Origin of the sequence: Paenibacillus wynnii (assembly GCF_000757885.1) — a bacterium.
Classification (GTDB): Bacteria; Bacillota; Bacilli; order Paenibacillales; family Paenibacillaceae; genus Paenibacillus_AQ; species Paenibacillus_AQ wynnii.
Genome location: NZ_JQCR01000001.1, coordinates 372,490 through 395,352, shown reverse-complemented (window position 1 = coordinate 395,352; position 22,863 = coordinate 372,490). Strand labels below are relative to the sequence as shown.

General features: G+C 46.7%; 16 protein-coding genes. 11 read left to right on the top strand and 5 right to left on the bottom strand.

Annotated elements, in window-relative coordinates:
- The first annotated feature begins 107 nt into the window (after positions 1–107).
- The gene (locus PWYN_RS01935) at positions 108–827 is read left to right on the top strand and encodes a pirin family protein (protein ID WP_036647789.1); all 720 of its coding nucleotides are present in this window, start codon (positions 108–110) and stop codon (positions 825–827) included.
- 108 nt (positions 828–935) lie between these two features.
- Here PWYN_RS01935 and PWYN_RS01930 read toward each other — a convergent pair whose 3' ends face one another.
- Positions 936–1,160, bottom strand: coding sequence for a DUF1128 domain-containing protein (locus PWYN_RS01930; protein WP_036647787.1), 225 nt, complete (start codon positions 1,158–1,160; stop codon positions 936–938).
- Between the two features lie 133 nt (positions 1,161–1,293).
- Here PWYN_RS01930 and yyaC point away from each other — a divergent pair, with 133 nt between their 5' ends.
- Positions 1,294–1,821, top strand: coding sequence for a spore protease YyaC (gene yyaC / locus PWYN_RS01925; protein ID WP_036647785.1), 528 nt, complete (start codon positions 1,294–1,296; stop codon positions 1,819–1,821).
- 87 nt (positions 1,822–1,908) lie between these two features.
- Complete coding sequence (locus PWYN_RS01920) at positions 1,909–2,706, top strand: alpha/beta fold hydrolase (RefSeq protein WP_036647782.1); 798 nt, start codon at positions 1,909–1,911, stop codon at positions 2,704–2,706.
- A gap of 88 nt (positions 2,707–2,794) precedes the next feature.
- Here PWYN_RS01920 and PWYN_RS01915 read toward each other — a convergent pair whose 3' ends face one another.
- Together PWYN_RS01915 and PWYN_RS01910 are read right to left on the bottom strand one after the other, a co-directional pair.
- Positions 2,795–4,126 (bottom strand): MFS transporter, encoded by a 1,332-nt coding sequence (locus PWYN_RS01915; RefSeq protein WP_036648248.1) that lies wholly within the window; start codon positions 4,124–4,126, stop codon positions 2,795–2,797.
- A 4-nt stretch (positions 4,127–4,130) separates the two neighbouring features.
- Positions 4,131–4,664: a helix-turn-helix domain-containing protein gene (locus PWYN_RS01910; RefSeq protein ID WP_052087684.1), complete on the bottom strand. Its 534-nt coding sequence runs from the start codon at positions 4,662–4,664 to the stop codon at positions 4,131–4,133.
- 227 nt (positions 4,665–4,891) lie between these two features.
- Here PWYN_RS01910 and PWYN_RS01905 point away from each other — a divergent pair, with 227 nt between their 5' ends.
- From PWYN_RS01905 to PWYN_RS01895, 3 genes are all read left to right on the top strand, one after another.
- Positions 4,892–5,575: a DUF6483 family protein gene (locus PWYN_RS01905; protein ID WP_036647779.1), complete on the top strand. Its 684-nt coding sequence runs from the start codon at positions 4,892–4,894 to the stop codon at positions 5,573–5,575.
- A 123-nt stretch (positions 5,576–5,698) separates the two neighbouring features.
- Positions 5,699–6,892, top strand: coding sequence for a class I SAM-dependent methyltransferase (locus tag PWYN_RS01900; RefSeq protein WP_036647777.1), 1,194 nt, complete (start codon positions 5,699–5,701; stop codon positions 6,890–6,892).
- A 489-nt stretch (positions 6,893–7,381) separates the two neighbouring features.
- Positions 7,382–9,682, top strand: a complete 2,301-nt coding sequence (locus tag PWYN_RS01895; protein ID WP_036647775.1) for an O-antigen ligase family protein — start codon at positions 7,382–7,384, stop codon at positions 9,680–9,682.
- 161 nt (positions 9,683–9,843) lie between these two features.
- On the opposite strand, the gene PWYN_RS01890 is transcribed toward PWYN_RS01895, so the two are convergent.
- Together PWYN_RS01890 and PWYN_RS01885 are read right to left on the bottom strand one after the other, a co-directional pair.
- Positions 9,844–10,497: an SdpI family protein gene (locus tag PWYN_RS01890; protein WP_036647773.1), complete on the bottom strand. Its 654-nt coding sequence runs from the start codon at positions 10,495–10,497 to the stop codon at positions 9,844–9,846.
- A 2-nt stretch (positions 10,498–10,499) separates the two neighbouring features.
- On the bottom strand, positions 10,500–10,838 hold the full coding sequence (locus PWYN_RS01885) for an autorepressor SdpR family transcription factor (protein WP_052087683.1): 339 nt from the start codon (positions 10,836–10,838) through the stop codon (positions 10,500–10,502).
- 249 nt (positions 10,839–11,087) lie between these two features.
- Between PWYN_RS01885 and uptA the strand changes: the two genes are divergently transcribed.
- The 5 genes from uptA to PWYN_RS01860 all read left to right on the top strand — a co-directional run bounded on the left by uptA (position 11,088) and on the right by PWYN_RS01860 (position 22,725).
- Complete coding sequence (gene uptA, locus PWYN_RS01880) at positions 11,088–11,702, top strand: undecaprenyl phosphate transporter UptA (protein ID WP_036647772.1); 615 nt, start codon at positions 11,088–11,090, stop codon at positions 11,700–11,702.
- Positions 11,699–12,265: a thioredoxin family protein gene (locus tag PWYN_RS01875; RefSeq protein ID WP_036647770.1), complete on the top strand. Its 567-nt coding sequence runs from the start codon at positions 11,699–11,701 to the stop codon at positions 12,263–12,265. The genes uptA and PWYN_RS01875 overlap by 4 nt, the downstream gene beginning before the upstream one ends.
- 6 nt (positions 12,266–12,271) lie before the next feature.
- Complete coding sequence (locus PWYN_RS01870; protein ID WP_036647768.1) at positions 12,272–12,898, top strand: MBL fold metallo-hydrolase; 627 nt, start codon at positions 12,272–12,274, stop codon at positions 12,896–12,898.
- 255 nt (positions 12,899–13,153) lie between these two features.
- Positions 13,154–15,199, top strand: a complete 2,046-nt coding sequence (locus tag PWYN_RS01865; protein ID WP_036647766.1) for a methyl-accepting chemotaxis protein — start codon at positions 13,154–13,156, stop codon at positions 15,197–15,199.
- A gap of 587 nt (positions 15,200–15,786) precedes the next feature.
- Complete coding sequence (locus PWYN_RS01860) at positions 15,787–22,725, top strand: pullulanase (RefSeq protein WP_084146568.1); 6,939 nt, start codon at positions 15,787–15,789, stop codon at positions 22,723–22,725.
- The last annotated feature ends 138 nt before the right edge of the window (positions 22,726–22,863 follow it).

Here is a 22,863-nt window from a genome sequence, read left to right as displayed (position 1 = left end):
CGGGTAAGAAATAGTTAATTAAAGCGCCTAATTACTATTTCAGTAAGGAGTTACATTCTCCCGTTCAAGAATGGGGGAGGTTCCAACAACCTGGAGGTGCAAAGGTTATGATTAAAGTAGTAACTTCAGCAGAACGGCATACTTCAAATAGAGAATGGATACACAGTGAGTTCAGTTTTTCGTTTGCCGATTATGATGACCCCAGCAATGTTCACTTTGGTTCACTATTAGCACACAACGAGAATGAATTGAAGCCCAAGCAGGGTATGCATGAGCATCCGCATCATGATTTGGAGATTGTCACGTATGTAGTCTCTGGAGTCCTTAGGCATGAAGATGACTTGGGGAATAGAGCAGACCTGCAGGCCGGTACGGTGCAGACGATGAGCGCAGGAACGGGAATTAATCATTCCGAGACCAATCCGTCAGACAATGATAATGTACGTTTCCTGCAAATCTGGCTACTGCCTAAGGAACCAGGGCTTGCACCCAAATGGGATGCGAAATACTTTCCGCCTGAATTTCGAACGAATCAGCTCCTTCCCGTAGCTTCAGGTACGCTAGATGAGGGTTCAATGACCGTTAATGAGGATGCAACAGTTTATCTATCCACGCTGGAGACTGGGAAAGAACTCGTGTACCCGCAGCAGGAGGAAAGACGTACCCATGTGTTTCTACTTTCAGGCAATGTGGAAATATCATGTTCTGACGGTGCATTTGATTTACAGCCGGGTGATGCTGCGCGTATTCGGAAGAGCTGTGATTTGAAGATCAAGGGGACAAGCAGTGAGGGTGAAGCTGAACTTGTATTGATTGATCTTCCATGAAGGGAAGGGACTCATGATTTTAATTACAAAGGAGCCCGCTGCCGCACGGAACCATCTAACCAGATGGGCGTGGATGCAGGGGCTCCTTTTTATGTTATTGAGCTTTATTTATTTCTGGCGTAAGCGTCCGAGTTCCGACACAATGGCCTCAACCTGGGAGATGCTAAGATTTCCACCGTTCATCGTTACCTCATAGATATCATAGATATCCTCATATCTATCCACTGAGAAAGCGGATGCCTGCATGGCTGCGGCGCTGGCCATTTTTAGTTTGTTCTTGATGCCTTCGATCATATATTCAACATTTTCCTGACTAGGCTGCGATAAATCCATTGTTAGGTAACATCCTCTCTACTTAGTGATTTATGTATTTTACCATGTTTGAGTGCCGTACCACCATTTTTTTGTCCGTACAGAAAAATTCATGTAAAATTAAAGGGAAGTATTAAATATAAGGGGGACCCGCATGGCAATCAGGGAGCAAGGGAACGGAAAACGCAATAAATTAAACGCTGCAGGGCTGTCCCCTTTTTTTCAGGAGATTGCCGAATTACATCCTGTTAAGGGCATCACCTTCCTCTGTATAGGCACGGACCGTTCTACCGGGGATGCACTTGGTCCGCTAACAGGAAGCAAATTGCTCGAATACGGATTTCCCCATGTGATCGGTACACTTCCTTCACCTTGTGATGCGGATAACCTGCTTGTGCGACTGGCTGGAATCCCAGCTGAACATACCATTATTGCAATTGATGCCTGTTTGGGACCCCCTGTGGCCTTAGGATATTTTTTTGCGTCTAATGAACCGCTGCAGCCGGCCCAATCGATAGGACTTCTACTTCCGGCGGTGGGTCATTACAGTCTTGCCGCTGTGGTTGATATTAACGGTCCGAAGCCGTATCAGACGCTGCAGACTACGCCTCTGTACCGGGTAATGAATATGGCTGAGCATATTGCCAAAGCGGCAGCAGCAGGCTTCAGACTTTATCTTTAAGGCGATTCAACGGAAGCAATTTTGCTTAATAATAGATAATACTCTTTTATAATCAAACTATTTGCACATAGGAAGAAGGTAGCAATCATGGAAATTGTCCGTTCGGAAGGGACTACTATTGGATACAGCGATCAAGGAGAGGGAGAAGTTGTAGTGCTGCTGCACGGTTTTTGTGGAAGCGCTCAATATTGGGAGAAGATAGCCCCGTTGTTGAACGGTAGTTACCGCGTCATTGCTCCCGATTTACGAGGCCACGGGACATCTGATGCTCCTAAGGGGGCTTACACGATTGAGCAGATGGCCGATGATATTTTGGCTCTGCTCGATGCTTTGGAAATTCCTAAGGTAACCTTGCTGGGTCATTCCCTGGGCGGGTACATTACGCTTTCCTTCGCGGAGCGGTATGGATCACGCTTGAAGGGCTTTGGATTGATTCATTCTACCGGCTATCCAGACAGTGAAGAGGCGAAGGAAAAACGCCTGAAAAGTGTCAGTACCATTCAGAATGAAGGAATTACAGCTTTTGTAGATGAGCTTGTGCCCGGGCTTTTCTCCCCGGCTACCCATGATATCTCTCCGCAACTGCTGGTAAGAACCAAAGAGATTGGCTACAAGACACCTCCTCAGGGTGCAGTAGGGGCAGCTATGGCTATGCGTGAGCGCCCAGATCGTCGAGGTGTAATCTCAGCAGCAGAACTACCCGTACTGCTTGTAGCCGGAACAGAGGACCGTCTCATCCCCGCTGAGAGAACCTTTACCTCTGACAAAGCCAATATCACGCAAGCAACGATCTCCGGAGCGGGTCACATGAGCGTGTTCGAAGCACCGGATCGTCTTTCTGAGATTATTTTGGAGTTCTTGGAGACTTCTTCCGGGAAAGAGTAGGATTCCAGATTTCAATAGAAAATGCAGAACAGCAGGTCTTCAGACACTTGAAGACCTGCTGTTCTGCGTTCTGGGTTAACAGAATCCCTTATTGGAATTTATGTATAGCCGGGATACTTAGAACGAAAGCGACGGTGGCCATACCGACCCCGGCGCAAATGCTGATCGTTGCTACTCCGCCGATAAGATCTGCCAGCCAACCTACAGCGATATAGCCGATCGGCAGCAGTGCGAAGGATCCTAACATGTCCAGACTGGCTACTCGACCGAAAGCCTCCTGAGGCACAAGCTCCTGTAGACTGATTTCCCAGATCAGACCAAAGATCATAATACCGAATCCCTCCAAAGCGAACAAGGCGATAGTCCAGCCGGCAGAAGGGACGAAAGCCACCGCCATCAATGCAACGCCGCTAATAAAAGCCCCGCCGTAGGCCATAATCCCCCGATGCTTCCAAGAGGATCTCATTCCGAACAATAACCCTCCGATAATCGCGCCAACTCCTGAGAAGGTTACTGCTAGACCATAGAGATAAGGGTCCCATCCATGATGAACTTTGAAAAGCCAAGGAATAAGCACACTTATAATACCGGAATAACAAATATTAATGAATGAAAAAGCCAGTATGGTGATCCACAGCCAGGGATGACTCCGAAGGACTGCGATTCCCTCCCTGAAGTCGTCTCTCCAATGGGTTGATGGTAACGTCTGAGAAGTTTCCAGAACAGATGGTGCTTCCGCTGGTGATAAAGCTTCTGGTTGAATATTCGAAGAGGACGGTCTCCGAAGGCTGTGAATTATTCTTCTCCTTAAATAGATCAGGCAGATCAAGGAAAGTACATACGTAAAGGCATCTATGCCGAATCCGATACCCGCTGACCAATGCGTAATCAATAACCCTCCTAAGGCGGGACCTATTAAACGTACAGCCTGAGTTGTCATCTGGGTTAGCGAATTAGCAGCCACACGAATATCCGGGGTGAATACGGTGGCTCGTACTGCAGCATAAGCAGGTTGGAACAGGCCGTCTATCAGGCCGTAAAGTCCAACGAACAGAAACAGAAGCGGAATGCTTAGCAGACCTGACAGAGATAGCAGGGCGATTGCCAGCATGATGAAAAATCGGGCGATATCAGCAATCATCATGATCTTAACCCGGTCATAGCGGTCAACGATATGTCCGGATATGGGAAGCATAAGGATGTTAGGGAGCATGTAAGTAGCCATTACGAAACCCATAGTGGTGGTTGATCCGGTTAAGGAGTAGACCAGTACCGGGAGAATGACCATGGTGACGGAACTACCGAGAAAGGATATGAGGTGACCCAGCCAAAGAAAGAGGAAGGCCGGTGAACTCGCAAAAGGCACAGCAAAACTGCGCAGCGGATTGCGACTAACTTGTTCCGAAGTGTCTGTCGGCATCACCCTAGGACTCGCCTCCCGGTTCTGGATTGGCATCGGTGAACGGCTGCAGACGGCCTATAATAATATCCACGCCATATTCGTTACCGTGTGTCACTTTCGATTCCCATTTCGTAATGAGCTCTTTAAGCTCCGCTTGGAAATGCTCCAATTCATCTGCAGCCAATGTCAGCCTTGTAGTGAAATGTTCTACCTGATCCTCCGGGCTGAACTGAAAGCCGCTCATGCTTGGAGATTTAAACCAAGTTGCCTTGGAGCGGTAAAATTTCTGTATGATTCCGCCAACAGCTTCCGTTCGGACCAGCTCCAGCAGTCCGCCCTCAAAAAGCTTGATAATATGGTAATGTATGTTGCCCGGTGTCTTTTGCAGCTTCTCGGCAACCTGTTTGGAAGTAAGAGCCTCTTGGGCGAGTACATGCATGATTTTAATGCGCAGTGCGCTTTCCAACAGCTTTACCTGCTCCTCTGATATAGGGAGGGGTACTTCGGAGTGCTCCTGGTTTGGTATTGTTGTCTTATCTATTTTCTTGTTACGCATGAGAACCTCCCTTAAAGTGCCGATCATAGATTGAACTTTTACTAAGCTGTCATTGAGTCTGCCGGGTAATCTGTTTATAGTATGATCTGTAATCCAGATCAAATATGTTGTATTATAGCCCAGTGATTTATGCCAGTCAATCATCCTTTAATAGTTGGACTTAGTGGCAATGAACAGGGGAATGGTTTAAAATAATCTGAACCGTACAACGGAAGGGAGCGTGCTGAATGTTCCGTAGAGATTATATCGTCCGGATGATTGAAGACATGACACAGATGGTTGCCAAAGTGCTGACGCTTAAGCAAGAGCGGAAAACAACGGAGGCTCTATGGGAGATTGATGAGCTTTTGAACAGGCATTTTCGTTTAAACTCACGTCTTCTGAATTCTTTATCTGTCGAGGATGTTATAGAGTTATTCCGTATTGGCGGAGGTCTGGAGGTTGACAAGTTGCAAGGCGTGGCCCGTATGCTGCAGGAAGAAGCGGGTATTTATATAGAGAAGAATGACGAATATGCCGCCTTATCAAGGTTGATGAAGGCATTGCACCTGTATCTGTATGCTTATCTTCACGGTGCGGACCGAAAGCTGCTGCAAATCACAGAGGAAATCGATAAAGTAATAGCCGCCGTCGCATCCTATCGGCTCCCTATTAAGACGGAGCATTTACTGCTCCCTTACCTGGAATCTACCGGACGTTATGGCAAAGCCGAAGATTGTCTATATCGCCTAATAGATCAGGGAGAAGAAGTAGCCAATGAAGGTCACGAGTTGTATCAGCGGCTAATGCGAATAGATCCGAATGTTCTCGAACTCGGTAATCTTCCGTTGGCAGAGGTTATCCAGGGTCAGGAAGAGTGGCTCAACGTCACAGCCAAGGCCAAAGAGTGGAAGCTGATGCTTAAGGAATAGCTCAAGAATAGCTCAAGAATAGCTCGATCAATAGCTTCTTACCAGACTCTGAGGATTCATCCGTAGTATACTAAGGTTGTACAAGAGACCGGAGGGTCTCTATTTTTAAAACTGGAAAGTGAGATGTTCCCTGTGGAATCCTTGAATACCCTTATTGAAAAGGTAATTAGCGACCGTACCTTGATTTCGGCGAGCTTAAGCCAATTACGCAAAAAAGAAGGTGTCACCTTCACCAAGGTACAGATTAAGCCCGTAGAATTAAAAGGCAAGCTGCACTACCAGTTTGCTTACTATATTGGACCCAAGGTTGAGCATCGCAATATACCCGCTGAACAGGCTACTGAAGAGTTATTTAATTTGCTGAATGACACGTTCCGTCAGGGACTGATCTGTACCCAAGAAGCGGATTATCAGGTCCTGCTGAGCAAAAAACAAAAGGTATCCATCCTCACCAAGTCTCCGACGAAAAAGGAGTTGCCTGATCTGGCCCACAACCGCCAAAAGCGTTATGTGTTGAATGAGGGAGAGCCCGTTCCCTTTCTAGTGGAGCTTGGAATTATGAACAGCGAGGGAAAGGTACTTGCTAAGAAATACGATAAGTTCCGGCAAATCAATCGGTTTTTGGAGATGGTGGAGGATGTTTTGGGAGACTTGCCTACCGGCCGTCCGCTTACGATTGTTGATTTTGGCTGCGGAAAATCATACTTAACGTTTGCTCTATATCATTATTTGGCGGTACGCGAGAAACGGGAGCTTAAGATCGTGGGTCTCGATTTAAAAGCAGATGTTATTGAGCATTGCAGTACTCTTTCCAGTAAGCTCCAATATGATAATCTGCGCTTTCTCGTAGGTGATATTGCGGAGTATGATGAGTTGGAGAAGGTAGATATGGTTGTGACACTTCATGCTTGTGATACCGCGACCGATGCAGCATTAGAAAAAGCGGTTCGTTGGGGAGCTTCTGTCATCCTCTCCGTACCCTGCTGTCAGCATGAACTGTTCTCACAAGTTGAGAGTGAAGTGCTCGGACCGTTGTTATCGCACGGTATTCTAAAAGAGCGCTTCTCGGCGTTGGCTACCGATGCTATCCGGGCGAAACTGTTGGACCTTATGGGCTACCGCACACAGCTGCTTGAATTCATTGATATGGAGCATACTCCGAAGAATATTCTCATCCGTGCCGTCAAAAGCGCGGCCGGCGATCAAGCTGCCAAATGGCGCGAATATACCGCATTCCGTGATTTTCTGGGGGCGAAGCCTTACCTGGAAAAAGCTTGCTCGGATTTGCTCCCGGAGGAACATCCGGTACAAGCCTAATCAGGGCGTCTTAAGAGTATTAAAGAAAAACTGTTATTGCACAAAACACAGGATAGTAGACCTCCGTTTGAGGCTGCTATCCTGTTTTTTGGCGACCGTACCCCGTACAAACCGCAATCCACAAGCCTCAAACAAACTCTCCCGTGTTAGTTGTACAAAGTGCAATTAAATATGATTAATTCACACCTCGTAGCGGTTTAGTTGTACTTTATGCAGCTATTTGTGCTGAAAAGAGCGTAATCGGCCTGTTTACCTAATTTTAAGTGTAAAAAGTGCAACTAACAGTAGCAGTTCGCTAATTTTAGCTTAAATAATTGTATGAAATACAGCTATTTCGGGAGAATCTTAGGGTTGAAGGGTGGTGAGGGTGGTGAGAGTGGTTTGGGTGAAACTTTAGGTTTGGTCCACATCTGTAGCCTTTAGCAGTCTGTTGTTTTAAGCGAAAGCTGGCAAGACTGGAGGATATATCAAACTATAGGGGAAATGGGAATGCTGAATAACAAATTTAAAGGTTACTTGAACACCTTAGTGATGTATATTTCTGCAGCAGCAGTAATTGTAGCCGGAGGGACTGCCATTCTACGACACGGTTTTTTCTTTGCTGAGGATATTTATGCATTTGCAGGCGGTTGGTTCATACTTGGGGCGTTACTTATTTTGGTTAGGTTGGTTGCGTCTATCTCGAAGGAGTCAGCTGTGAGTTTAATGGGAACGGTTAATTGGTGGAGGAACCGATCTGCGATTGCTATTTTGAGCGCTCCGTTCTTAATAGCTGTACTCTATGCGTTAAGTTGGTTGAGGGAGCCCGTATCCTTTCAAGGGACAATGAATGAGTTACTGCGCTGGAGTTTATACGGAACATTTGCTGTTCTGGCTTTCATAAGCACGAAGAGTAAAGGCTCAACCTGGATAATTACTGTAGCTTGGCATATCGTCGGAATGGCGCTAAGCCTAAGCGCTCTGGCAGTTGTTTGCGGAGGTCTGTCCTCACCGTACTTCATAGCATACAGCGACAATCCGGGTGTGAGCGCTACAGGGGCCAGACTAGCAGGATTACTCCAATATCCCAACACATTCGGGGCGGTGATGGCCGTTTTTTTGCTGGAACGGTTATTTGCCGTGTCGGAGTATAACGCGGGGAGAACAGGAGTGGAGCTGAGTGGTACAGGGAGCCGAGGTGCGGGATGGAATGGTACAGGGAACCGAGGTGCGGGATGGAGTGGTGCAAAGAGCACGGGTGCGGCGCGGAGTAATGCGGGGAACTCGGGAGCAGATCGGAGTGGTATAGCGAGCACAGGAGCGGGTAACCCGGGGACAAAGCGGGCAGGTGCTGCGATGCTGCATTTGCTGCCGCTGTTCCCGTACACCGCCGCGCTGCTGCTCAGCGAGTCGCGCGGCGCGTGGCTGGCGGCGGCTTGCGCCGGCGCCGCCGTACTGCCCTTGAAGCGGCGGCTGCTCGTGCCGCTTCTTGCCGCTGGCGCCGCGCCTGTGGCTGCCGCGGCGCTGCTCTACCGCCAACTAGCCGCTGCGCGGTTGGCGGTAGAGCCCTTGCCCGGCCTGCTGGCGCTGGCCGGGCTCTGGGCCGGCGCGCTGCTAGCCGGCCTGTGGATCTGCCGCCGCCAGCGCAGCGTGGCCGGCGGTGTCCGCGCCGCCGTGCTGGGGCTGGCGGCGCTCTGTTGGACGGCTGGCGCAGCCGCCGTCCTCCAGCAGGTGCAGGCGCGGATCACCGAACCGTCGTCGACGGTGTCCGCGCGTGCACTTCTGTACCGCGACGCCTGGCGGCTGGCGGCAGAGGCCCCCTGGCTGGGCCGGGGAGGAGAGACTTGGCGGAGTATGTATCTCGCCGCCCAGTCTCATCCTTATGTCGGCAGCCAGATCCATTCCGGCTATCTCGATATTCTGCTGAATCTAGGGATTGCTGGTTTGGTCGTCGTAATTGTTATGCTATTTGCGATGTGCTGGCTGGTTGCTGTCTCGTTACCAAGGCTGCTGCCGCCTTTTTTAGTCATTGTGCTCCATGGTGCTGTCGACTTTGACTGGAGTTATGGATTGATATGGATCCTCCTATTCTGGTTGTTGGCACTCGCTGTTGCCAATGCCAGGGAAACACAGCCTACTTTAGCAGGTATCCAGCCAGACATCATCGCTAAAAGAAGGGGGCGATTTTCTACCCGTACTTCTTCTAAACTCATCTTTGCACTGGTTATTTGTTGTTCCTCTTTAGTACTTTGCATAATTTCCTGGCGAGCCCAGTCAGCTGCTGAGTTATACCGAGAGGCAGTTATTCTTTCTAATCCCGTAGAGAGGATTATGCTGCTGCAGCAATCATTGCACAGGAACCCATTGTCTCCCCGAGCAGCAGCAATCCTTTCGGAGGATTTATCCCAAGCGCAAAGTAAAAAGGTGCTGGTAGACAGTTTAATGTATTCACCGGACAATCCGGCTCTAAATTGGAATATGGCTGAGTTAATGATGCATGAGGATAGAGTGGGGGGGGCATTGTATTGGGTTCGAAGGAGCCTCCGTTTGGATGTGTATAACTTCAAAAAAAGAACAAATGCGATACATGCCATGCTGCTGCTAGGCGAGCGCAGATTGGCAGCAGGAGATAAGGAGGGAGCGAGGCTCAGCGCCTCTTCCGGTTTGGAATTGCTTCGTGAATACAAGCTGCTTACAGGAGGAGCAGGCAGTAAGGAATATAATGACCGCAGCTTTCATCTCACCGATCAAGCAATTAATCTAGGACAACAGTTAGATTCTTTGATGATGCTCAGTGTTACGGCTGGGTGATAGTTACTTAGAAGCTTCTAGCTGTAGCTGAAGTTGGAATCTTGAGTGTCAGTTTCTACGGGGTGACCGACAACAAACAAGCCATTAGCAGTGGCTAATGGCTTGTGTATTCTTTAAAGTTCATAACCTATCAGTGTATATTTATATCAATACTACACTAATTAAGCGCTTATCTGCCTTGATGCCATCCAAGAATAAACTAGAGGTACGATGATACTTAGCAACAGTCCAGTAATAATAAATGTAGTCGCCAAAACTTCCGGCATAAACACAGCAAGTATAAACAAGACACCTGCTATGGCCCAAAGGATCCCGGAAAAGCGGTGAGTCTTGCGCCACACCTCGGGAGATGCCAGCGTCCATGGAGTACGTATCCCTAGAAAATAGTTGTGTTTTACCTGTGGCAAATAATTTCCAATGACCATGAACATCAATCCTAGTACAGCTATAAGGATTTTCCCTGCTGGAAAGTGATAATCTAAACCGTAGGACACGGATAACGCGAGTGACGTATTAAGCAGTAAGGAAATAGCTAGCCGAATCATCCCATGGGCGTTCTCGAACTTTCGGTAATTTTCTCTCTTCGGATCTATGCTGCGGGTGAATTGCAGCAGTACGGGGAGCAACACCCCAAAAGCTCCTAATAGTGAGATTACAGAGCCCTTATCCCAATATTTATTTACCTCTCCTGTAATGCCAAACTGGGCCGGAAGCAGCTGAGGCAAGCGGTCATAGTTGACTAGCGCATAGACCAAGGTAATTAAGCCTAGGATCACACTAACGGTATCCTGCCATTTCCATTGAAAATTTTTCATCATCATTCCTCCTCAGATGTCAGGGATTCGGTACCCTTTTTCTTTTTTTTGTTATCCTTCATTCCCTCTGTCTGGTCTGACTTTCCCGTACCGGTTAAATCCAGCAGCCAGCCAAGTACCTCTTCAAGAACTGTGGTATTAAGTGAATAGAGCATAAATTGACCTTGCCTTTCATCCTGAACGAGGCCTGCATGCTTTAGGGCATTTAGATGATGAGAGATGCTTGGTTTCGTCATGTTAAAATAATCGGCAATTTCACCAGCCGTTCGATCCTTTTCCCGAAGCAAACGGATGATCTGACGGCGGGTAGGGTCGGCAAGAGCTTTAAAGGATTCATTCATGGGTACACCCTACCTTTCAATAGTTAGATAATTATCTAAATATATAATAACAAGTTCCTCGTCTAACTGTCAATACCTGGGGGTTATTTAACCCAGAATGCTGACCCTTCCCCTAAAGTAGAAGTCGTAACCCCCCATATGCTAGAATAGGCTAAGAGAAGAGACACTGGCTACATAGAGCAGAAACGGTGCGTTATCTAACATCTTTAATTTATGCCGTATTCTGATAAAACGGGAGGAGGAGCTGGATTGCATCTTATTTCTGATCTGATTTCGCAATTGTTTGAATGGATTCAGAGCCTTGGTTATTTCGGGATTATGATTGGACTTATGATTGAAGTGATTCCGAGTGAGATTGTACTGGCATATGGAGGTTATTTAGTCTGGGCTGGGCAAATCAACTTTGTGGGCGCAGTTATATTCGGAACCATCGGTGGTGTGATTGCCCAAGTTTTTGTTTACTGGATCGGACGTTATGGTGGAAGACCTGTGCTGGAGAAATACGGTAAATATATTTTTATCAAAAAGAAGCACATCGATCATTCGGAAGAATGGTTCGAAAAGTATGGTACGGGCGTAATTTTCACGGCACGGTTTATCCCTGTGGTTCGCCATGCAATTTCCGTTCCGGCGGGTATTTCCCGTATGCCTCTAGGTAAATTTGTATTTTTAACTACACTCGCTGTTATCCCGTGGAGCTGTTTATTTGTGTACCTGGGTATGACACTTGGTGACAAATGGAAAGATATTGACGAGGTTGCTGCGCAGTATACCCATGAGATTATTCTTGCCGCGTTAGCTATGATTATCATTTACTTCCTGTTCAAGTGGTACAAATCCAAGAAGAGAGGTAGTGAAGTATGAAGCCCAATGTAGCGGCCAAATTTGATCAGGGCCTTTCCCCTCGTCAATTTGTAGAAGGGATGACTCAGAATCAACAAGCATTTGAGTCTTGGTATGAGAGATTTGTCTGGGAAGACGACAGTGACAGAGAGTATTTTGAGAGCCTGAATCACCGGGATGATCTGCGTGTGCTTATTCTTGCTGCCGATTGGTGCGGTGATGTGGTGCGTAATGTACCTGCAGTATTCCGGATTCTGGAGACTGCCGGTATAAAGACAGAGGTGCTCATATTGGAAGATCATCCGGAGGTCATGGATAATTTCCTGACCATGGGAGGCCGCGCGGTGCCAATTGTTATCTTTGCTGATACTGGCGGATACGTATTGGGTCACTGGGGTCCGCGTCCGGAGCATGTTCAGAGTCTTATGAATGGATTCAAGCAGGAAAATCCGGACCGTGAAGCATCTGATTATCAGAGCAAGATTGCTGAAGTACGTAAAGCCATGGGGCAAGCCTATGGGGAAGGAACGGAATCACACGCGGTTATCGCCCAAGAACTGCGTAGTCTGATCTCCGGATTCTAAAATAACATGCTGAATATTCGTAATTATAATCTCGGTCCTCTCCAGACGAATGCCTATCTCCTAACCGGAGCAGATCCTAAGCGTGGCATTATTATCGATCCCGGTATGAATCCCGCAGGGCTTATCCGGAATATCGAAGGGATGGAGATTGAGGCGATTTTGCTGACACATGCCCATTTTGATCATATGGGCGGTGTTGATGAGATCCGCAAGCTCAAGAATTGCCCTGTGTACCTGCATACCCTAGAAAGTGAATGGCTTACCAATCCCAAGCTAAACGGATCGTTAATGTGGCCTAATGTTTCGCCGCCTCTAACAACGGATCCTGCGGAGTTTGATCTGGCCGAAGGCCAGACTCTGAAGCTGATTGGAATGGATTTTCGAGTCTATCATACACCGGGTCATTCCCCGGGTAGCGTAAGCTTTCTCTGTGGAAATGACTTATTTTCTGGAGATGTGTTATTTAGACTTGGTGTAGGGCGCACGGATCTGCCGGGAGGAAGAGAACGGGATCTGTTCGACTCGATTCGGGGCAAGCTGTTCAAGTTGGACGATGAGGTCAAGGTTTATCCGGGACACGGCTCGCGCACAACTATTGGTTTTGAACGAGAGCGTAACCCTTATGTTTCCTAAAGATACTTAGCTTCTTCACCTGAATAGTGATAAGGACTTCAGCTTAGTAACGGCTGAGGTCTTTTTTTGTTTATGATAGCGAATGACGTATGGCTGTATGTTCTATTAGACTCTTCGAACCCCGCAGATATTTCTTTAATTTTTATGATCAACTACCCGGGGGTGTAAGATGATTCCATTTATAATAATGTCGAAACATGTCGATATATAACTATAAGTTATTATTTTAATCATCGAAAAGGAGCATTTACAACCATGCAACTCAGGAGTATCAAAGCCAAAACTCTTCTACTCATTCTGCCGCTGCTACTTATCATTGTCATGGGCATCTCGTCAGTTGTCATTCTAAAGTCCCGTAGTCTACTGCTTGAGCAGACAGGTAACAGCATGAAGGAACAGCTGGCAAACACCAATCAAAGCATCCAGAAACGAATATCCTCCCACGGGAGAGTGCCGGAAACGATAGCAAAGTCGATCCAAGGCCACTACAGTAAGCTAAGCTTAGAGGACTATGATACGCTTTTCAAGAATACGCTGGGTGTTAATACCGATACCTTCGGTGTAGGCATTTACTTTGAACCCAACATGTATAACGACAAGACAAAGTATGCCTCAACCTATGCCTATCACGATCAGAACCAAATTACCGTTACTCATGATTATAGTGATCCCCAATATGACTATCCTTCACAAGAATGGTACAAAATTGCTGTCAATCAAAAAGGGGTGCGTTACACGGATCCCTTTTATGACGAAACAACAAAATCAACGATGGTTACAGCGTCCGTGCCTGTGTATGACGATAAACAACGTTTTATTGCCGTTACCACCGGTGACATAAACTTGGACACTGTGCAAAAAATCGTCACCGAGACACAAGTAGGAGCCACAGGTTGGGCGTTTATGCTCGACAAGAACGGTACTTATTTAGCGGGGCCGGAGACGGATAAAATCATGAAGGAAAAGCTCCAGGAGGACAAGGACCCCGTCCTATCTACTTTAGCAAATACCATAATGAAAGAAGGGAATGGAGCTTCAACTTATACTTCCTCCCAAGGGCTCATTCACGTCTATTATTCAAAGTTGGATCAGACAGACTGGATCTTAGCAGTTGCCCTGCCAGATCAAGAACTAACAACTCAAATTAATGCATTGATGCTGCAAATTTTAACTGTACTTTTAATTGGAATCGTCCTTATTGTCGTTGTCATTATACTGTATGCGCGTAACTTGACGTCTCACACGACCCGTGTTAATTCGATGGCCCAACATCTGGCTCAAGGTGATTTCACATATTCTATTGAAGTAAAATCGAAGGACGAGTTTGGTAGGATGGCGGAAAATTTGAATCATACGAGTAGCCTTTTGAATACAATGATGGCTAAGGTGTCCGAGCATTCCTTGCATGTCGCATCGACCTCGGAGGAGCTGACGGCTAGTGCTGAACAGACCAGCACGGTAGCTGAAGACATAGCCAATACCATTCAGGAAGTGGCGGCAGGGGCAGAAACTCAGCTTCAGGGAACCCAAGAAAGTGCTAGGTCGCTAGAGGAACTAGCTATGGGTATCCAGCGTATCTCAGAGTCTTCCGCGATATTGTATGATGCTTCGAATAACACCTCCCAACAGGCACAGGAAGGGAATGGAATTATCCAACAGGCAGTCCGTGATATGAACGAAGCCAATCGGTCCGTTTCCATAACGGCGTCACACATGGAACAGCTGCGCGTTAGATCCGCTGACATAGGCAACATTATCAACGTTATCAGCGGGATCAGCATACAGACAAACCTGCTATCTTTGAATGCCGGTATTGAAGCTGCCCGTGCAGGTGAACATGGAAGAGGATTTGCTGTGGTGGCCTCAGAAATTCGCAAGCTGTCCGAGCAAACAAAGCTATCTGCAGAGAAGGTTAGGGAGATTATCGAAGAAATGCAGGGAGAGACCGAGGCTGCTGTGAAATCGGTGGAAATCGGCACAAAAGCTGTCTTTAACAGCACTGCATTAGTGGAAGAAGCGGGGGTAGCGTTTACCGGCATTGTATCGGATATTCAACATATAGTTAGTCAGATCCAAGAGGTATCTGCGGTCTCTGAGCAAATGTCCGCCGGATCTCAGCAGATAAGCGCCACAATGGAGGATCTTGCCCGGATATCCGGTGAAGCGTCAGACGCCACACAAAGCGTAGCAGCAGCAAGTGAGCAGCAAATGGCTTCCATGCAGGAGGTATCGGCTTCCGCCCAATCACTAAGCTCAATGGTTCAGGAGCTTCAGGATTTGCTGGTACAGTTTAAAATCTAACAGTAAATGGCCTATCTCCCTTCTTTTCCATGTCGTATTCGCACATCGACCTAGAAAAAGAAGGGCTGACGGGCCTTTTTTACATCTAAAAGGGTTCTGTCCTTTCGCAGCAAAACATATGGTTATTCTAAAGATATTTTGAATACTTTGTTAAGGTCGGAAATGAATTAGTTCTGTGCAACTTTGTGCAAACGTTGTCCCTATCAGGTTTCCTGATCATTTAGTCTTTTTATTGTGAAAAGTCGAACTCAATTACTTGTTGACAATGTTTTGATTGCAGGTTTAATATGATAAACAGCACATGGCAAACGCTTTCAAACCCTTTAATTGTGCGATTTATTTGTGGTGCAAAGAGAATTTCAAAGTGAATGGATTCTTTCATCTCCAAATTGCAAACGTTTGCGCAAAAAAGACAGAACTTTGAAAGAAAACAAGAGATTTTGAAGAAGGGAGGTCTGCAATCAGTCAGAAACAATGCCGAGTTGCAGATTTTACGTATGAATAGTCATATGAAAAGAGTTTCAAGGGCCGAAATATGCAACCGCTTGCATTATAAAGGAAATCAAAATCATGGGAGGTTTGACCGAATGAATTTTGCTTTATGGAGAAAGAGATTATTTGCTATCGGTATGATTATTGCTTTAGTATTTTCAAGTTTCGGCTTTGCTCCGTTGAAGATCCGCGCTGAGGAATCTCCTGCTCTTACGGTAGCACAGGACACGGTTAGTGCCGTTCCGGTAGGACATATGCGTATTCATTACAACCGAACTGCGGGTGATTATGCGAATCAGGGACTATGGATGTGGGATGATGTAGAATCTCCTTCTTCTGGCTGGCCTACAGGAGCAGTACCGTTTCCGGAAGGACAGACGGATTCCTATGGAGCCTATGTAGATGTGGCACTGAAGAGCGCTGCTAAGAAAATCTCTTTCGTCGTTGTAAATCGCGTCACGCAGGACAAAGATGCAGGTGATAAGCTGTTCACCATCAACACTCCCCAAACGAATGAAATCTGGATCAAACAAGGCTCCAATGAAGTGACCTCATACGAACCGGTTGCGCTTCCTGCCAATACCGTTCGAATTCATTATATGAGATCAGATACGAATCATAGTCAGTATGGTCTATGGTTGTGGGATGACGTGGCTTCGCCATCGACCAATTGGTCCGCAGGGGCGACCCCGTTCACAGCAGAACAAAGTGACCGTTTTGGTGCTTTTGTGGATGTTCCCCTAAAAGAAAACGCCAAAAAAATCGGCTTTATCGTATTAAAGCCAACGAACGGTGATAAAGACGGCGGGGATAAAACCTTTGGCCTTGTAGATCGTTACAAGCAGCTATGGGTAAAAGAAGGCGATAATACCATCTATGTTTCTCCTTTTGGTGAAGTTGCGGTAGGACTTACCTCAGCCGAAGTAGTATCAACCAGCAAAATCCTGCTAGGTTTCACTTTGACCGACGGTCTGGACACAACGGCCCTAAAGAGTCAGATCACTGTGAAGGACAAGGATGGAACGAATATCCCCGTTTCCTCCGTAACCATTAACAGCGCAACTTCCGTTGTTTTGGATACACCTGTATTTGATGTGGGCAAGGTTCCCTTAAGCGTTACCTACTCCGGCAAAACAGTAACCGCTTCTACAGGGTGGAGAATGTTAGATGAAATGTACAATTATACGGGGGACGACCTCGGGGCTACCTATTTCGCGGACAGCAAGTCTGCCACTCTGAAACTGTGGGCTCCTAAAGCAAGTACAGTTGTGGCAAGTGTATACGACAAGGACAATGCAGCAGTTTCTGTAGGCCATATAAATTTAACTAGAGGTGAGCAGGGAGTTTGGTCCGTTGATCTCAAACCCCAAGACTTAACGGGTGTTACTGATGTTCGTGGGTACTTCTACCAATATGAAGTAACCAATGACGGTGTAACCCAGAAGGTGCTTGATCCTTACGCCAAATCGCTGGCTGTATTTACAGTAGATACCACGGGTGCCGCTGGCGCCGACGGAGATACAGTGGGTAAGGCTGCTATTGTTGACTTAAGCCAAACGAACCCAGCTTCGTTTAACTTTGCGGATATTCAAGGTTACGAAAAACGTGAAGATGCAATCATCTACGAAGTGCATGTACGGGATTTTACATCCGATCCTTCCATCGTGGACAGTCTATCAGGCGAAAGATGGGGATCTTACTCTGCTTTTGCAAAGAAGCTCGATTATATTAAATCACTAGGTGTAACCCATGTTCAGCTTCTCCCTGTTATGGCTTGGTATTATGGGGACGAGACGAAGATGGATACTAGAGAGACGGATTTTTCAGCTAAAAATAACGAATACAATTGGGGGTATGATCCTCAGAGCTATTTCGCTCCGGACGGTGCTTATTCCCAAGATCCTGCAGATCCTGAGCAGCGTATTACAGAGTTAAAAGGCTTGATTGATGCAATACATGAAGCTGGAATGGGCGTCGTTCTGGACGTTGTGTATACCCATATGGCAAAGAAGGAATTTTTGAACGATATCGTGCCTAATTATTATGCATTCCAAGATGCGAACGGAGGTTTTATCGGCGGCTTCGGCAACAACCTGGCTACCAACCATAAGATGGCTGAGAAGCTGATGGTAGACTCCGTAAAATACTGGTTCAGCGAATATAAAATAGACGGCATGCGCTGGGATATGATGGGTGATGCCACAGCAGATGCAGTCCAGCATGCCTATGATGCGGCGGCAGCTATTAATCCGAAGGCGCTTTTTATTGGTGAGGGCTGGAGAACTTTTGGCGGTGCAGCCTCGGATCCGTCACTTGCCGGCAAAGGTGCAGATCAAGGCTGGATGGATAAGACAGATGATGTAGGCGTATTTTCGGATGAGATCCGCAATGAATTGAAATCCGGCTTCGGCTCAGAAGGTGAACCGAGATTTATTACGGGTGGGGCCCGTTCAATTGCTACCATCTTTAACAACATCAAAGCGCAGCCTTCGAACACACCGGCCGATGACCCGGGTGATATGGTTCAGTATATTGAGGCCCATGACAACCTGACTCTGCATGATGTCATTGCTCAGTCGATCAAGAAAGACCCTGCAATTCCGGCAAATGAGCTTGAAATCCAGAAGCGGATCCGACTGGGCAACCTGTTGATTCTTACTTCTCAAGGTACATCTTTCCTTCAAGCCGGTCAGGAATACGGCCGTACCAAGCAATGGTTGGGTACCGGTATTCCACAAGACAAATTTACGGAGATGAAAGATCAGGATAACAAGTCATTCGGTTATTTTATCCATGATTCGTACGATTCTTCGGATGCCGTCAACATGTTTGACTGGAACAAAGTAACCGACGCCGTTCAGTTTCCTGTTCAAAACACCACCAAAGACTATACTTTAGGTCTTATTGAACTGAGAAAATCTTCAGATGCTTTCCGTCTCGGCGATAAATCTTTGGTCGATTCCAATGTGACCCTGATTCCTTCTGTGGATATTAAAGCAACCGATCTTGTAATTGGATACAAGAACAAAGCGACGGATGGAACAGGCATGTACTATGTTTTTATGAATGGTGATAGCACTTCCAGAACACTTACTCTAACTGAGGATTTAACCGGCGGGAAGGTATTGGTTGATAACGATGAAGCTGGAGTTACCCCGATAACAGCCACTAAATCCGGGTTCACCCTAACATCTAGCACCATTACTCTGGACCCGCTAACCGCAGTAATCATCCAGAAGGATGCTGCGGTAGCTGTCCTGAATGCCTTGGAAACCGACAGCAGCAGCTACACGCTGCAAGTCAGTTCCACTCATCAGACAAGTGTTTTTGCAAAATACGATGATGATAGCAGAAGAGTAGTTACGGGCAGTGCCACGTATACGTCCAATAAACCGGAAGTGGCAACTGTAACGAGCAAGGGTTTGGTAAGAGCAGTCGCCGCAGGAACAGCCACCCTTACAATTACCTATGGCGGTAAAACGACAAGTGTAACGGTTAAAGTAACAACCGAACCGGTTAATGACAAACGGTATGTTCAATTCACTTATATTCGAGAAGATAAGAACTATACGGATTGGAACCTTTGGATATGGAATACCGGGGTCAAGAATGACCAAATTGATTTTACAACTAAAGGGGATACAGCCAGCGTATTAATCGAGGTTGCGCCAAATGCCACCAGCGTCGGATTCGTCCTCCGTAAAGGAACGGATTGGAATACGGCGAAACAGGACTACCCGGATGACCGCATCATACCGCTGACCCCTGGTGAACTATACACCAAAGTTAACGTAACGAGCATGGTCAAGGAGCTTGATATTAAACCGAGCATCAGCGGTCCTGAGATGAAAGACGGTGGAATTACGTTCCTGTACCGGGATGATGCTGTGTTCCGCAGTGGTAATCTTGCAGCTATAACCAGTGCCAAAGTGAAAGTGAACGGCACAGGATATGAGATGGCTTACGACTCTGCTAAGGAATGGTTCAGCTACCATTTGGCCAATGCAGAAGAGGGAATGAACCGATACTCTTTCCTTATTACAAAGGATGGAAACACAAGTGAGGTCACCGATCCGAAAAATACCGTTAACGATGAATCCGTACTGGTGTATCACAAACCAGCCGTAATGATTGCAACCACGGTTTCTCCTCAAACCGTTACATCCAATCAAAATGCTACGATTACGGTTAAGGCCAACTCTACGGAGCAAGTCTCGTATAAAGAAGCATACATGGATCTGACCTCCATAGGAGGACCAAGTAAGGTCCAACTGGATACGGAACTTCTTAAACAGACGATTGCCGTTAAGGAAAGTGTAGCCGCAGGACTGAAGAGTATTCCAATCACGCTCGTAGACCAATATGGGAACCGTCACACACACAGTGCTGCTATCGAGGTGAAAGCCAGAACTTATACGGGTTCGAAGCTGGATTTTGACTGGGATGAGGCGCGCATTTATTTTGCACTGACCGACCGATTCAAGGACGGTGATGCAGCAAATAACGCAAATGTCGATAAAACCCACCTAGAAGCCTATCACGGCGGTGATTTCAGAGGAATGATCGACAATCTGGATTATTTAGAGAAGCTTGGTATCAACACCCTATGGATAACTCCGATTGTTGATAACATTGACTTCAATGTAGGAGCTGAATTCAAGCAGTACGGATACCATGGCTATTGGGCCAAAGATTTCACTAAGCTGGATGAGCATCTGGGCGACATGGCTACCTTCAAAGAACTGATCGAGAAGGCGCATGACAAGGGCATTAAAATCATGGTTGATGTTGTGCTCAATCATACCGGATACGGTCTGAAGCCCGAGGATAATCGTCCGACAATTACTCCGGAGGACAAGGCGCGTTTTGACGGCATGCTCCGCACAGATGGAGTGTCGGCAGATACGAATCCTATCAAAGGTGAGTTGGCATCCCTGCCTGATTTTAAAACGGAGGATCCAGCGGTAAGAGAGCAAATTATCGCTTGGCAGACGGGCTGGTTGGACAACGCACGGACTTCGCGCGGAGACACCATCGATTACTTCCGAGTAGATACTGTGAAGCATGTGGAAGATACCACTTGGAAAGCCTTCAAGAATGCGTTGACTGCCATCGATCCAGGATTCAAGATGGTTGGTGAATATTTCGGCGGAACCATCGATAATAACGGCGGAATGCTGCAGACCGGCCAAATGGACGGATTGCTTGATTTTGGATTCAAGGATAAAGCCAGAGATTTTGCGAATGGTAAAATCACTGAAATTGATGCTTACCTGCAGGATCGCGAAGCTAAGCTTAATAATACAACCATGATGGCTCAATTCTTGAGCAGTCACGATGAGAATGGATTCCTGTCCGAGTATGTAGACGGCGATAAAGGCAAGCTAAAAATCGCAGCTGCACTGCAAATCACTGCTAAAGGTCAGCCGGTTATTTATTACGGGGAAGAGCTGGGTAGCTCCGGTAAGAACGGGGCGGATATGTCTCAAGGTCAATTTAGTGAGAACCGTAAGGATATGCCTTGGGATCAATTAACAGCAGAAAAAGCACTTCACGATCACTATCAAAAGTTATTGAACATCCGTGCCAAGTATTCCAAAGTGTATTCTAAAGGTACACGTACTAAGCTGGCGGGATCAGATACGCTCGGTTATCTCGCTTTTAACAAGCATTACGGCAACGAGGATGTCGTAACAGTTATCAACACGAAGACAGAAGTATTATCCGTGAGCATTCCAGTACCTTTTGCTGCTAATGCACTTGTGAAAGATGAGTACAGTGGCAATACCTATACGGTATCAAGTGAGCAAAAGGTAACGTTAAATCTACCGGGCAAAGATAGCGGTGGAACGGTTATTCTAGCAGCCGTAGCCGATAATCCTACTGGAAATCCGGCACCGGTACCGACGGCTCCGGCGAATCCTGGGAACACTCAGGCCGTAAATAACGACAGCTTGAAGAACGGCAAAGACGGCAAGGTCGAAATCGTAATTGCTCAAGGCAAGAAGACAGTGCTTCTTCCAGTCCAGGCTGCAAAGACGCTGGGATCGAACAATTTAGTGCTAAAGATGGGGGATATGGTTGTAACTATTCCTAATAAGGTACTAAGTACGGTTCAGGGCTTGGGCTCAGGTGCTGAAGCAGACGGTTCCCAAATTTCATTAGAAGTTAACCTTCTTCAAGTGAATGAGGCTAAACCTTTGGTTGACCAGCTCAATAAAGAAGGAACTAAAGTTAATAATGTATCAGATGTGTATGAATTCAAACTGGGTGTGCTCAAAAAAGACGGCACCATTCTTTTAACAACAGGCTTCAAGGAACCCATCACTCTTGCATTTAACCTGAAAGGAAATCCGAATAAGGACTTAATCGGCATCTACTATTTAGGGGATAAGGGCACGCTTGAGTATGTAGGCGGAACCTTGAATGGGAATGTCATGACCGCACAAGTAACCCACTTTAGTAAGTATGCCGTACTAGAGATTGATAAATCGTATAAAGATGTTCCCGAAGGATACTGGGCATCCGCAGCCATCAAATCACTCTCTGCGAAGCAAATTGTAAATGGGGCTACAGCTTCAGAATTTAGACCGAAGAATAACGTAAGTCGAGCGGAATTCACCGCTATGCTGGTTCGAGCCCTCGGTGTGAAAGCGGAAGGTCAGACGGCTTTCGCCGATATAACAACCGATGCTTGGTATTCTTCCGATGTAGCTACAGCTATTCGGCTAGGTATTGTTAAGGGACGAAGCGAAGATCAGTTTGCTCCGAACGCAACGATCAGCCGTGAGGAGATGGCTGTTATGCTTATACGGGCTTTGGAAGTTAAGCAAGGGAAGAAGCTGGAGGTTGCAACTGGTCATATGGCCTTCTCAGATGCTTCCAGTATCCATGGATGGGCAGCTTCTTACGTAAATTCTGCCGCAGAGCTAGGGTTGGTTCAGGGCAGATCGAATAATCAATTTGTCCCTGCAGGACTGATGACCCGTGCCGAAAGTGCACAGGTAATCTATAAACTGATGGCTCACCAATAACGTAATATTGAAATTAGGGTGGACAGCAGGACACAAAGTTGTTACAATACTGTTAATTAAATGTAACATCTAACTACGCGAAGCACGCAGACTGTGGATTATTCCCGGTTTGCGTTCTTTTTTTGTCTTTTTATAGAG

What these genes read in the sequence shown, in the direction of transcription:
- PWYN_RS01935 (WP_036647789.1), top strand. Translation starts at nt 108, where the DNA reads ATGATTAAAGTAGTAACTTCAGCAGAACGGCATACTTCAAATAGAGAA.
- PWYN_RS01930 (WP_036647787.1), bottom strand. Translation starts at nt 1,160, where the DNA reads ATGGATTTATCGCAGCCTAGTCAGGAAAATGTTGAATATATGATCGAA.
- yyaC (WP_036647785.1), top strand. Translation starts at nt 1,294, where the DNA reads ATGGCAATCAGGGAGCAAGGGAACGGAAAACGCAATAAATTAAACGCT.
- PWYN_RS01920 (WP_036647782.1), top strand. Translation starts at nt 1,909, where the DNA reads ATGGAAATTGTCCGTTCGGAAGGGACTACTATTGGATACAGCGATCAA.
- PWYN_RS01915 (WP_036648248.1), bottom strand. Translation starts at nt 4,126, where the DNA reads ATGCCGACAGACACTTCGGAACAAGTTAGTCGCAATCCGCTGCGCAGT.
- PWYN_RS01910 (WP_052087684.1), bottom strand. Translation starts at nt 4,664, where the DNA reads ATGCGTAACAAGAAAATAGATAAGACAACAATACCAAACCAGGAGCAC.
- PWYN_RS01905 (WP_036647779.1), top strand. Translation starts at nt 4,892, where the DNA reads ATGTTCCGTAGAGATTATATCGTCCGGATGATTGAAGACATGACACAG.
- PWYN_RS01900 (WP_036647777.1), top strand. Translation starts at nt 5,699, where the DNA reads ATGTTCCCTGTGGAATCCTTGAATACCCTTATTGAAAAGGTAATTAGC.
- PWYN_RS01895 (WP_036647775.1), top strand. Translation starts at nt 7,382, where the DNA reads ATGCTGAATAACAAATTTAAAGGTTACTTGAACACCTTAGTGATGTAT.
- PWYN_RS01890 (WP_036647773.1), bottom strand. Translation starts at nt 10,497, where the DNA reads ATGAAAAATTTTCAATGGAAATGGCAGGATACCGTTAGTGTGATCCTA.
- PWYN_RS01885 (WP_052087683.1), bottom strand. Translation starts at nt 10,838, where the DNA reads ATGAATGAATCCTTTAAAGCTCTTGCCGACCCTACCCGCCGTCAGATC.
- PWYN_RS01875 (WP_036647770.1), top strand. Translation starts at nt 11,699, where the DNA reads ATGAAGCCCAATGTAGCGGCCAAATTTGATCAGGGCCTTTCCCCTCGT.
- PWYN_RS01870 (WP_036647768.1), top strand. Translation starts at nt 12,272, where the DNA reads ATGCTGAATATTCGTAATTATAATCTCGGTCCTCTCCAGACGAATGCC.
- PWYN_RS01865 (WP_036647766.1), top strand. Translation starts at nt 13,154, where the DNA reads ATGCAACTCAGGAGTATCAAAGCCAAAACTCTTCTACTCATTCTGCCG.
- PWYN_RS01860 (WP_084146568.1), top strand. Translation starts at nt 15,787, where the DNA reads ATGAATTTTGCTTTATGGAGAAAGAGATTATTTGCTATCGGTATGATT.